Annotated in this window: 10 protein-coding genes, 1 pseudogene and 1 riboswitch; of the genes and pseudogenes, 8 read left to right on the top strand and 3 right to left on the bottom strand. The window is 67.4% G+C overall.

Annotation, left to right across the window (positions count from 1 at the left end):
• The first annotated feature begins 1 nt into the window (after position 1).
• The 7 genes from xdhB (at position 2) to AC1DK4_RS07345 (ending at position 8889) form a co-directional block, all read left to right on the top strand.
• Complete coding sequence (gene xdhB / locus AC1DK4_RS07315) at positions 2–2386, top strand: xanthine dehydrogenase molybdopterin binding subunit (protein WP_477131448.1); 2385 nt, start codon at positions 2–4, stop codon at positions 2384–2386.
• Positions 2387–2397: 11 nt separating this feature from the next.
• Positions 2398–3432 carry a xanthine dehydrogenase accessory protein XdhC gene (gene xdhC / locus AC1DK4_RS07320; RefSeq protein WP_441612359.1) on the top strand — a complete coding sequence of 345 codons (1035 nt, stop codon included), beginning with the start codon at positions 2398–2400 and terminating at the stop codon, positions 3430–3432.
• Complete coding sequence (locus AC1DK4_RS07325) at positions 3429–4475, top strand: adenosine deaminase (protein ID WP_441612360.1); 1047 nt, start codon at positions 3429–3431, stop codon at positions 4473–4475. The genes xdhC and AC1DK4_RS07325 overlap by 4 nt, the downstream gene beginning before the upstream one ends.
• A gap of 70 nt (positions 4476–4545) precedes the next feature.
• Positions 4546–5877 (top strand): guanine deaminase, encoded by a 1332-nt coding sequence (gene guaD / locus AC1DK4_RS07330; protein ID WP_441612361.1) that lies wholly within the window; start codon positions 4546–4548, stop codon positions 5875–5877.
• Positions 5878–6045: 168 nt separating this feature from the next.
• Positions 6046–7146 carry a fatty acid desaturase gene (locus AC1DK4_RS07335; RefSeq protein ID WP_477131449.1) on the top strand — a complete coding sequence of 367 codons (1101 nt, stop codon included), beginning with the start codon at positions 6046–6048 and terminating at the stop codon, positions 7144–7146.
• A 63-nt stretch (positions 7147–7209) separates the two neighbouring features.
• Entirely contained in the window at positions 7210–7956 is a 747-nt protein-coding gene (locus AC1DK4_RS07340; protein WP_441612363.1) for an SAM-dependent methyltransferase, read from the top strand.
• 113 nt (positions 7957–8069) lie between these two features.
• Positions 8070–8234: riboswitch (yybP-ykoY riboswitch) on the top strand.
• A gap of 79 nt (positions 8235–8313) precedes the next feature.
• Positions 8314–8889 carry a TMEM165/GDT1 family protein gene (locus AC1DK4_RS07345; RefSeq protein WP_441612365.1) on the top strand — a complete coding sequence of 192 codons (576 nt, stop codon included), beginning with the start codon at positions 8314–8316 and terminating at the stop codon, positions 8887–8889.
• A gap of 67 nt (positions 8890–8956) precedes the next feature.
• On the opposite strand, the gene AC1DK4_RS07350 is transcribed toward AC1DK4_RS07345, so the two are convergent.
• On the bottom strand, positions 8957–9838 hold the full coding sequence (locus AC1DK4_RS07350) for an NADPH-dependent F420 reductase (protein ID WP_441612366.1): 882 nt from the start codon (positions 9836–9838) through the stop codon (positions 8957–8959).
• A 123-nt stretch (positions 9839–9961) separates the two neighbouring features.
• Here AC1DK4_RS07350 and AC1DK4_RS07355 point away from each other — a divergent pair.
• Positions 9962–10303 (top strand): annotated as a pseudogene (locus tag AC1DK4_RS07355) (c-type cytochrome); the annotation flags it as partial.
• Between the two features lie 98 nt (positions 10304–10401).
• Here AC1DK4_RS07355 and AC1DK4_RS07360 read toward each other — a convergent pair.
• On the bottom strand, positions 10402–11607 hold the full coding sequence (locus AC1DK4_RS07360; protein ID WP_441612367.1) for a urate hydroxylase PuuD: 1206 nt from the start codon (positions 11605–11607) through the stop codon (positions 10402–10404).
• Between the two features lie 30 nt (positions 11608–11637).
• Positions 11638–11991, bottom strand: a complete 354-nt coding sequence (gene uraH, locus AC1DK4_RS07365) for a hydroxyisourate hydrolase (protein WP_441612368.1) — start codon at positions 11989–11991, stop codon at positions 11638–11640.
• Between the last annotated feature and the right edge of the window lie 292 nt (positions 11992–12283).

A 12283-nucleotide genomic window follows, 5' to 3' on the forward strand; every position in this document is an offset into this window, starting at 1 on the left:
CATGAACAAGCAAACCGAACCCTTCCTGCTCGATCCCGCACTCGATCCCGACAGCGAGGCCCGCACCGCCATCGCCACGCCGCAGGTCGGCATCTCGCGCCCGCACGAATCGGCGCACCTGCACGTGGCGGGCACCGCCACCTACACCGACGACATCCCCGAGCTGGCGGGCACCCTGCACGCCGCGCTCGGCATGAGCGCGCGCGCCCATGCCCGCATCAGGTCGATCTCGCTCGACAAGGTGCGTGCCGCGCCGGGCGTGGTGGCCGTGCTGACCGCCGACGACATCCCCGCGTCCAACGATTGCGGCCCGATCATCCACGACGATCCGATCCTCGCCACCGGCCTGGTGCAGTTCATTGGCCAGCCCGTGTTCGTGGTGGTGGCCACCTCGCACGACGCCGCGCGCCGCGCCGCCCGCCTGGGCGTGATCGAATACGAGGACCTCGCCCCGGTGCTGTCGCCCGAAGCCGCGCACCAGGCCGGCAGCTATGTGCTGCCGCCGATGCACCTGACGCGCGGCGAGCCGGCCAGCCAGATCGCCGCCGCCGCGCACCGCGAGCGCGGCCATATCCGCCTGGGCGGCCAGGAGCAGTTCTACCTGGAAGGCCAGATCGCCTACGCCGCGCCCAAGGAAAACGACGGCATGCACGTCTGGTGTTCCACCCAGCACCCCACCGAGATGCAGCACGCGGTGGCGCATATGCTGGGCTGGCACGCGCACCAGGTGCTGGTGGAATGCCGCCGCATGGGCGGCGGCTTCGGCGGCAAGGAATCGCAGTCGGCCATGTTCGCCTGCTGTGCCGCGCTGGCTGCGTGGAAGCTGCTGTGCCCGGTCAAGCTGCGCCCGGACCGCGACGACGACATGATGATCACCGGCAAGCGCCACGACTTCTTGTTCGACTTCGAAGTCGGCCACGATGACGCAGGCCGCCTCGACGGCGTGGCCGTGGAAATGGTGTCGCGCGCCGGTTTCTCGGCCGACCTGTCCGGCCCGGTGATGACCCGCGCCATCTGCCACTTCGACAACGCCTACTGGCTGCCCAACGTGCAGATCGACGGCTACTGCGGCAAGACCAACACGCAGAGCAATACCGCTTTCCGCGGCTTCGGCGGCCCGCAGGGCGCGTTCGCCATCGAGTACATCCTCGACAACGTAGCCCGCACCGTCGGCCGCGATTCGCTCGACGTGCGCCGCGCCAACCTGTACGGCAAGACCGAGCGCAACGTGACGCCCTACGGCCAGACCGTGGAAGACAACGTCATCCATGAACTGCTCGACGAACTCGAGGCGACCAGCGCCTACCGCGAGCGCCGCGCCGCCACGCGCGCGTTCAACGCCGCCAGCCCGGTGCTCAAGAAAGGCATCGCCATCACCCCGGTGAAATTCGGCATCTCGTTCAACGTGGCGCACTTCAACCAGGCCGGCGCGCTGGTGCACGTGTACAACGACGGCTCGGTGCTGGTGAACCACGGCGGCACCGAGATGGGCCAGGGCCTCAACACCAAGGTGGCGATGGTGGTCGCGCACGAGCTGGGCATCCGTCTGGAGCGCGTGCGCGTGACCGCCACCGACACCAGCAAGGTGGCCAACACGTCGGCTACCGCCGCCTCCACCGGCTCGGACCTCAACGGCAAGGCCGCGCAGGACGCCGCGCGCCAGATCCGCGAGCGCCTGGCTGCCTTTGCCGCGCGCCAGGCCGGCGTGGATGCGGACAGCGTGAGCTTCGGCGACGACCTGGTGGTGGCCGGCGAGCTGCGCCTGGACTTCAGCGACCTGGCCCGCCAGGCGTACGTGGCGCGCGTGCAGTTGTGGTCGGACGGCTTCTACACCACGCCCAAGCTGTACTGGGACCAGTCCAAGCTCCACGGCCGCCCGTTCTATTACTTCGCCTACGGCGCGGCCTGCTCCGAGGTGCTGGTGGACACGCTGACCGGCGAATGGAAACTGCTGCAGGCCGACGTGCTGCACGACGCGGGCCGCTCGCTCAACCCGGCCATCGACATCGGCCAGGTGGAGGGTGCCTTCATCCAGGGCATGGGCTGGCTGACCACCGAGGAGCTGTGGTGGAACAAGGACGGCAAGCTGATGACGCAYGCSCCSTCCACCTACAAGATYCCSACSRTCAACGACTGCCCGGAGAGCTTCACCGTGCGGCTGTTCGACAACCGCAACGTGGAAGACAGCATCCACCGCTCCAAGGCGGTCGGCGAGCCACCGCTGCTGCTGCCCTTCTCGGTGTTCTTCGCCATCCGCGATGCGGTGGCAAGCGTGGGCGAGTACCAGGTCAACCCGCCGCTGGTGGCGCCGGCCACCAGCGAAGCGATCCTCGATGCCGTGGACGCGGTGCGGGCAACGCAGGCGTGCGCGCCGGCAGCACAGTAGGAAGGCACATCATGCAGGACGCCCCGCTCAAACCCTTCCGTTTCGCCGACGCCATCCGCTGCGTGCGCGCCGGCGTGCCGGTGGCGATGGTCACCATCGCCGAGGTCAAAGGCTCCGCCCCGCGCGAGGCCGGCATCCGCATGCTGGTGACCGCCGACGACCTGGTGGGCACCATCGGCGGCGGCCATCTCGAATGGCGCGGCATGGAGATCGCACGCGACATGCTGGCCGGCGGCGCGCCGGCGCGCCAGCTGGTGCGCATTCCGCTGGGGCCGGCGCTGGGGCAATGCTGCGGCGGCGTGGTGCAACTCGCCTTCGAGGTGCTGGGCGAAGCCGACCTGCCGTGGCTGGACGCGGTGCAGGAAGCCTTCGCCGGCGGCCGCTCGCTGGCGCGCACGGTACCGGCCGCGGGTCCGGTGCGGCACGCGCCGGCGGCGGCGCTGCTGCCCTCGGTCACGCTGAACAAGGACGGCAGCCTGACCGACACCATGGTGCCCGACGAACTGCAGATCGTGCTGTTCGGCGCCGGCCATGTCGGCCATGCACTGGTCACGCTGCTGGCCAGCCTGCCGTGCCGCGTGCACTGGGTGGACGAACGCGACACCCTGTTCCCGCCCGGCCTGCCCGCCAATGTGATCGCGGAAGCCACCGATACGCCGGAAGCGGTGGTCGACACCGCACCCCCCGGCGCCTATTTCCTGGTCATGACGCACAGCCACGCGCTGGACCAGGCGCTGTGCGAGCGCATCCTGCGGCGCGACGACTTTGCTTACTTCGGCCTGATCGGCTCCAAGACCAAGCGCGCGCGCTTCGAACACCGCATGGCCGAGCACGGCATCGACCCGGCGCGCTTCCCGGAAATGACATGCCCGATGGGCGTCTCCGGCATCACGGACAAGGCTCCGGCTATGATTGCGGTTGCCATCGTCGCCCAGCTGCTGCAGGTCCGCGACCAGCGCCTCGCCCATCTGGGCGCGCTGAGCGCGGCACGCAGCGGCGAAGCGGCGGGGACGACGCAAACCAGAACCGCAAAAGGAACCCCATGACGCTCGATGCCGCGCTCGCCGACCGTATTCGCCTCAGCCCCAAGGCGGAACTGCATGTCCATATCGAAGGCACCCTCGAGCCCGAACTGATCTTCCGGCTGGCCCAGCACAACAAGGTGACGCTGCCCTACGCCAGCGTGGAAGCGCTGCGCGAGGCCTATGCCTTCACCGACCTGCAATCCTTCCTGGACATCTATTACGCCGGCGCCAGCGTGCTGCTGACCGAAGACGATTTCTTCGACATGACGATCGCCTACGTGCAGCGCGCGGTGGCCGACAACGTGCGCCATGCCGAGATCTTCTTCGACCCGCAGACCCACACCGAGCGCGGCGTGCCGATCGGCGTGGTGATCGACGGCATCTCCGACGCGCTGGCCCAGGCCCGCACCCAGTTCGACTTCTCCAGCAGCCTGATCCTCTGCTTCCTGCGCCACCTGTCGGAGGAAGACGCCTTCGCCACGCTGGAAGCCGCGCTGCCCTACCGCGACCGCTTCGTCGGCGTGGGCCTCGACTCCTCGGAGCAGGGCAATCCGCCGGAGAAGTTCGCGCGCGTCTTTGCCCGCGCCCGCGAGCTGGGCCTGCACCTGGTGGCGCACGCCGGCGAGGAAGGCCCGGCGCAGTACGTGACCGACGCGCTCGATATCCTCAAGGTCGAGCGCATCGACCACGGCGTGCGCGCCATCGACGACGCGGCGCTGGTCGAGCGCCTGGCGCGCGAGCGCGTGGCGCTGACCGTGTGCCCGCTGTCCAACCAGAAGCTCAAGGTCTACCCCGACCTGCGCGACCACTCGCTCAAGCGCCTGCTCGATGCCGGCGTGATGGTGACGCTGCACTCGGACGATCCCGCCTATTTCGGCGGCTACATGAACGCCAACTGGGAAGCCACCTTCGAGGCCATGCCGCTCACCGCGGCCGACGGCCATGTGCTGGCCCGCAACAGTTTCGAGGCGTCCTTCCTGCCCGCCACGCAGAAGGCCGCCTTCCTCGCCGAAGTCGACCACTTCTGGCGATCCCCCCTGCCCGCCGCGGCCGCCCCGGCCTGAAGCGCGGCTTACACCAAGATGCCGGCGCGCCGACCCTGGTCCGCGCGCCGGCGCACCACGAGACATCGACATGACGACCACTCCCCCCACCCAAGCCATCACCCGCGCCATCCGTGGCCGCGTGCTGCACTTCCTGCGCGATCCCCAGTTCCATGAAGACGCGTATCAGTATTGGGAAGACGGGGTGCTGATCGTCACCGCGGGACATATCGTTGCCGCCGGCGCCTACGCCGAACTGGCCGCGCAGATCCCGGCCGGCGCCCAGATCGTCGACCGCCGCGGCAAGCTGATCGTGCCGGGCTTCATCGACACGCACGTGCACTTCCCGCAGACCGACATCATCGCCTCGCCCTCGCCCGGCCTGCTGCACTGGCTGGAGACCTACACCTTCCCGGAAGAGCGCCGCTTCGCGGAGCCCGAATACGCCGCCGCGGTGGCCAGCTTCTTCACCGACGAACTGCTGCGCAACGGCACCACCAGCGCGGTGGCCTGGAGCACCGTGCATGCCGCCTCGGCCGACGCGCTGTTCGCCGAAGCCGACCGCCGCAACCTGCGCATGGTCACCGGCAAGGTCATGATGGACCGCAACTGCCCCGAGTTCCTGCGTGACACCGCCGAATCCGGCGCGCGCGACTCGGCCGACCTGCTGTCGCGCTGGCACGGCAAGAACCGCCTGTCCTACGCCATCACGCCGCGCTTCGCGCCGACCTCCACCGAAGCCCAGCTGGCCGCCTGCGGCGAGCTCGCCCGCGCCTACCCGGACGCCTTCATCCAGACCCACGTGGCGGAGAACCGCGACGAGGTGAAATGGGTGGCCGAGCTGTTCCCGCAGGCGCGCAGCTACCTGGACGTCTACGACCGCTACGGCCTGCTGCGCCCCGGCGCCCTCTATGGCCACGCCATCTACCTGGACCAGGACGACCGCCGCCGCCTGTCCGACAGCGGCGCCGCCGTGGCGCACTGCCCTACCTCCAACCTGTTCCTGGGCAGCGGCTTCTACGACTTCCACCAGTCCGACGCCAACCGCCTCAAGGTGACCCTGGCCACCGACGTCGGCGGTGGCACCTCGTTCTCGATGCTGCGCACCATGAACGCCGCGCACAAGGTCGCGCGCATGGGCGGCTATCACCTGACCGCGCTGCGCATGTTCTACCTGGCCACCCGCGCCGCCGCCGACGCGCTCGGCTGGAGCGAGCGCGTGGGCAGCTTCGCGCCCGGCTGCGAAGCCGACTTCATCGTGCTCGACCCGCAGGCCACGCCCCTCATCGCGCGCCGCAGCGAACGCTCGGAGACGCTGGAAGAACAACTCTTCGCCTTCGCCATGCTCGGCGACGACCGCGTCATCGGCGAGGTCTATGTGATGGGCGAGGAAGCCGGCGCCACGGCGCGCGCGGCGCACTGAAACGGCGCACCGAAGCGGCGCTTCCGCCTCCCGGGCGGGAGCCGCCGTGCTCTTTTTGACGCCAGTCAACACCCTCGTCATACATCCCTTCTAAGCTGTCGCAATCTTGGCCTTATGTGGCCGCTTATCGCCCAGTTCCATTCCAAGCGTTCGACAACTGAAGGTGCCATGACCGTCTCACAGCAAATTCCCTTTCCCGAACCGGTTTCCCCCGACGCTGCGCTGCCCCCCCGCAAGGTCATCCGCAGCTGGATGATCCCGATCACGGCGCGCAGCACGCCGCGCGCGCTGGTGCTGTTCGCGCTCGACACCGTGCTGTTCGCCGCGGCGCTGGCCGGCGTGGTGCTGTTTTCCCACTGGCTGGCCAAGACGGCCGCCGGCGTGGTGACGGGCCTCATCATCGCCCGCCTGTTCATCATCGGCCACGACGCCTGCCACCAGAGCCTGACGCCGCGGCGCGGCCTCAACAAGTGGCTCGGGCGGCTGACCTTCCTGCCTTCGCTGACGCCCTACAGCCTGTGGGAAGTCGGCCACAACGTGGTGCACCACGGCTATTCCAACCTCAAGGGCTTCGACTTCGTGTGGGCGCCGTACTCGCTCGAGGAGTTCCGGGCGCTGCCGCGCTGGCGCCGCGCGATGGAACGCATCTACCGCACCGGCTTCGGCGCCGGGCTGTACTACCTGGTGGAGATCTGGTGGTGCAAGATGTTCTTCCCGAGCCGCCGCCAGATGCCGACGCGGCGCGCCATCTTCCTGTGGGACTGCACCCTGGTCGCCGTGTTCGGCGCAGCCTGGATCGGCGCGCTGGCGTGGCTGGCGCAGGCCACCGGCCAGTCGGCCGCGCTGCTGGTCGGACTGGGTTTCGTGCTGCCCTTCCTGGTATGGAACCTCACGGTGGGCTTCGTGCTTTATGTGCACCACACGCATACCAGCGTGGCCTGGTATGACACCAAGGCCATGTGGGCGCGCGCCCAGCCGTTCGTCTCCACCACCGTGCACCTGCGCTTCCGCTACGGCATCGGCGCGGCGCTGCATCACATCATGGAACACACCGCGCAYCACGTGGACATGAGCGTGCCGCTSTACCGYCTCAAGCGCGCCCAGGCSMTGCTGGARCASRCGCTGCCSGGCCGCATCATCATCSAGAACTTCAGCTGGCGCTGGTACTTCGGCACCGCGCGCCGCTGCAAGCTGTACGACTTCAAGGCGCTGTGCTGGACCGATTTCCGCGGCCGCCAGACCAGCGACAACGCGCCGGTGCCGCTGTAACCAGAGCCATCACGCGATGTATTGGTGTACCGATTCCATTCACGCCCGCAAGGAGTCTCTGCAGTGGACATTCCACGGATCTTCAGCATCACCGAAAGTGCTCACCGCATCCATAACCCGTTCACACCCGAAAAGCTCGCCACGCTCGGCGCGGCGTTGCGCCTGGAACCGGGGACCCGTGTGCTCGACCTCGGCAGCGGTTCGGGCGAGATGCTGTGCACCTGGGCACGCGATTACGGAATCATCGGCACCGGTATCGACCTGAGCCAGTTGTTCACCGGGCAAGCGAAACTGCGCGCTGAAGAACTCGGCGTCGCCAATCAGGTCGCGTTCATCCACGGCGACGCTGCCGGCTACGTCGCCGACGAAAAGGTCGGCGTGGCAGCCTGTCTCGGTGCCACCTGGATCGGTGGGGGAGTCGTCGGCACCATCGGACTTCTGGCGGAGAGCCTGCGCACCGGAGGGACCATCCTCATCGGCGAGCCGTACTGGCTGCGGTTGCCGCCGACGGAGGACGTTGCCAAGGGATGCCTTGCCGGTTCGATCGCCGACTTTCTGATGCTTCCAGAACTTCTCGCGTCTTTCGGCGACCTCGACTACGACGTCGTGGAAATGGTTTTGGCGGACCAAGACAGCTGGGACAGATACGAGGCGGCCAAGTGGCTCACCATGCGCCGGTGGCTCGAAGCGAATCCCGACGACGGCTTCGCGAAAGAGGTTCGGGCCGAACTGACCTCGGCACCCGAACGCTACGCCGCGTACACGCGTGAATACCTGGGCTGGGGCGTGTTCGCGCTGATGGCGCGGTGATGTGAGGCACTATCGGGAGCGGATTCTCTTTGGCTCGCTACGGAGTACATGGCGCGATTGCCCTGCGCTGTGAGCGGAGGCACTGGACGAGCACGGCCCGCCTTGGCATAATGCGGGCTTCCATTGGGGAGTAGCCGCCCCGTTTTCACCACCCGCGCAACGCGGGAAGCGGAAAAACGGGGGCGTACGTCAACAGACTTGACCGCTTGCGGTTATGGCGTGCGCAGCATCCGGAACGGGCCAGGCGCCTGTTTCCAGGGCCTGGCGAGACCGATGACATCACCTTTCTGGCCGGGCCGGGAAAGGTGTGTGTCATTGGCATCTCGCGATGCAGCGGCCCGGTTATCACCTATAAAAATGGAAGCCTTCCTCGTCTCCACAGGCATCGTCGCCCTCGCTGAAATGGGCGACAAGACCCAATTGCTGTCCCTCGTGCTCGCGGCCCGGTACCGCAAGCCCCTGCCGATCATCCTTGGCATCTTCATCGCGACCATCGTCAACCACGGTTTTGCCGGCGCGCTCGGCGGCTGGATCACGCACATGCTCGGCGCCGAGGTCCTGCGCTGGATCCTTGGCGTGGGCTTTATCGCCATGGCCGGCTGGATGCTGATCCCCGACAAGCTCGACGACGCCGAGCAGGCCAAGCCGGTCAAGGGTGCGCTCGGCATCCTCGGCACCACCATCGTGGCCTTCTTCTTCGCGGAGATGGGCGACAAGACGCAGATCGCCACCGTGGCGCTGGCGGCCCGCTTCAGCGGCGAGGTCATCGGCGTGGTGGCAGGCACCACCTTCGGCATGATGCTGGCCAACGCGCCTGCCGTGCTGCTCGGCGACCGTTTCGCCAACAAGATGCCGATCGCGCTGGTGCACAAGATCGCCGCGGCAATCTTCCTGGCGCTGGGCGTGCTGGCGCTGCTGGGCGTGGGCGGCTAAGCGCGGCCACCGCGGCGCCGGTGCGGCGCGCTCAATTCGGCGCACACTGCGGCGCTCAATTCGGCGCTCACTTCGCCGCCGCGCCCGCCGCCGTCGGCCGGCCGCTTTCCTGTGCCATGCGTGCCCGCATCGCCTCTGCGGAGCCGATCTGGTGGAACAGCGGGCCGCCCGGCGCAAAGCTGTCGGCCGTGGCCAGCGGGCCCACCACCACCGGCTCGAAGCCGGCGTCGCGCACCAGTTGCTCGCCAACGCGCAAGGCCGCGGGATCGTCCGCGGCGATCGGCACGGCCAGCAGCCCTTCGGCACGGTGGTTGTCCTTCGCGAAATTGGCGGCACCCATGAAATTGAAGGCGCGCACCACGCGCGCGCCCCGCAGGTACTTCGCCGTGGTGATGCCGATGCCGTTGCCGAGCGCCTCGTCGGCAATGGCGCCGTCGCGCTGGCGAATGGCGTTGGTCGCATCCACCACCACCTTGCCGTTGAACGCGCCGGCGTTCTGCTCGGCAATCTCGGGCAGCGCCTTGTAAGGCACGGCAAGGAAGATCACGTCGGCATAGGCCAGCGCCTCGGCCACGGTGCCGGCGCGCGCCAGCGGACCGAGCTTGTCGACCAGCGGCTTGAGCTCCTCCGGATGCCGCGAGGAAAACAACACCGGATGCCCCGCCTTCACCCATAGCCCGCCAAGCGTGCTGCCGATGCGGCCGGAACCGATCACGCCGATGCGCACCGGCCCCGCGTCGCGGCTGCCCTGCGCCAGCGCGCGCGACGGCCGCACCGCCAACGCCAGCGCTGCCAGCCCCAGGCCGGCGGCGCCCAGCAGCAGGCGCCGGCGCCGGTCGACCGGCCCGGCACGCAACGTGCCGGCGAGCGCGGAGCGGCGGTCCGGAGCGGACCGGGCCGCGCAGCCAGCGCGGCGGGACAGCAAGACAAGATGACCGGGAAACGGCATATCGGACTCCTCCATCAGGACGGAACGGGACGGAACACGACCAGGATGGCGTGCCCCGTCAGGCAGCGGGAGCAGCAGCAGCGTGGCGCAGCAACGCCTTCAAACTCTAGGTGAAAAATGCAGCGCGCGCCGCCCAAAGCTGCCAATTTGGCAACGCGTGTGGCGTGCAACTTCTCCGCGCAAAAGCCCATTGCGTCGCAGTTCAAGGCCGACGAGCAGAAGGTCGAGGCAGGCAGGAAGAAGGCCGACGAGGTGCTCTGCACGATGTGCCATCTGGGCGGCTTCACCGGGCAGAACGAGATCCCGCGCGTGGCCGGGCAGCAATATGCGTACATCGTCAAGCAGCTGGAAGCCTTCCGTTCGCGCCGCCGCACCAACGATGCCGGCAGCATGACCAGCGTGGCGAAGGGGTTGTCGGATGCCGATATCCGGAACCTGGCGAACTGCATTGCCAATATGCAGTAGCGGGGATGGGATGGGACGACTGAGGGTCGAAGGCAGGAAAAACGGGGCTTGCGCCCCGTTTTTCCTGCTCGCGTCGCCACGGCGACGCGGCGCAAAGGTCAGTTGGTAGTCTTGGCGCCAGCCTCGAACCACTGCCCCAGCAGCGCCCGCTCATCGTCGGTGATCTGCGTGACGTTGCCCAGCGGCATGGCCTTCTGCTGCACCGCCTGCTGGTAGATCAGCTGCGCGTGCGCCTTGATCTCGTCGGCGGTATCGAGCTTGATGCCCTTGGCCGCGCTCGGCATCATCTTCGGCGACGCGGCATGGCACTGGATGCAGCGCGAGTTGATGACTTCCTGCACCTTGGTGAAGCTCACCTGGGTAGCGGCGCCGCCGTCCTTGCCCGCCACGGTCTCGCGCGGCATGGGTGCGATCATCACGGCGACCACGGCCAGCACGGCCACGCCGGCGGCCGGCCAGGCCACGTTGATCTTGCCCTTGTGCTTGAGGATGAAGAACTGGCGGATCAGCACGCCGGCCAGCATGATCAGCACCAGCACGGCCCAGTTGTACTTGTAGCTGTAGGTCATGCTGTAGTGGTTCGACAGCATGGCGAACAGCACCGGCAGCGTGAAGTAGGTGTTGTGCACGCTGCGCTGCTTGGCGTTCTTGCCGTGCACCGGATCCACCGGATCGCCCTTGCGCAGCGCGGCGACGACCTTGCGCTGCCCGGGGATGATCCACACCAGCACGTTGGCGCTCATGATGGTGGCGATCATCGCGCCGGTCAGCAGGAACGCCGCGCGGCCGGAGAACACGTGGCAGGCCACGTATGCGGCCACCGCCACGTAGATCGCCACCAGGATGCCGACGGTGCGGTCGCTCTTGCCGAACACGCGGCAGATGCAGTCGTACACCACCCAGCCCAGGCCCAGGTAGGACAGCGCAAAGCCGACGGCCGCGCCCGGCGACATGTCGAAGACGTTCTTGTCGATCAGGAACGTGCTGGCGTTGAACAGGTACAGCACCACCAGCAGGCCGAAGCCKGTCATCCASGTGGARTACGACTCCCAGTAGAACCAGTGCAGGTTCTCCGGCAGCGTCTTGGGCGCGCTGAGGTATTTCTGCGGGTTGTAGAAGCCGCCGCCGTGCACGGCCCACAGCTCGCCGCCCACGCCTTTCTCCTGCAGGTCGGGGTCGTCGGGACGCGTCAGGCTGTTGTCGAGCCAGACGAAATAGAACGAGGAACCGATCCACGCGATGGCGGTGATGACGTGCACCCACCGCAGCAACAGATTGGCCCAGTCGAGGATATAGCCTTCCATGTCTTGTCTCCTGTGTTGCCTGGTCCGCGCTCAGCTGCCGCGGTAAGTCGAATACGACCAGGGGGAGACCAGCAGCGGCACGTGGTAGTGCGCGGCCGTGTCCGCAATGCCGAAGCGCAGCGTCACCACGTCGAGGAACGCCGGTTCCGGCAGCTTGGTGCCCTGCGCGCGGAAATAGTCGCCGGCGCCGAATTCCAGTTCGTACACGCCTGCCGCCATGGTGTCGCCGTCCAGCAGGGGCTGGTCGCAACGGCCATCGTGGTTGGTGACGACTGTTTTCAGAGTCTCTCGCCGATTGTTGACAATTTTATGCAGGGAAATCGACATGCCGGCGCCGGGGGTCCCGGCTGCCGTGTCGAGTACATGAGTGGTCAAGCGTCCCATCCTGTTCTTCCTTAGGGCTTTGGGTTGTGAGAGGCGCCGCTGCCTTCACTAGCACCATTTGTGGGGAATGGTGCCCGCTCGGTACGTATTTCTAACGCATCCCGGCGCTGGACTGGTGCAGGGCGACAATGCTTCGCACCACTCCGGATGGCAACTCAGGAATTACCCTGAGTTGTCGAAAACCTAGCTCGGTTTTGTTGACAATATTGAACGCATAACCAAATAATTGTCAACAATTTTTGGGGCGCGCTACTGGTTTTGGCCGCTGCTTCCGGCCGATTCCCAAGGCGCG

This window comes from Cupriavidus sp. 05N38 (genome assembly GCF_056397345.1).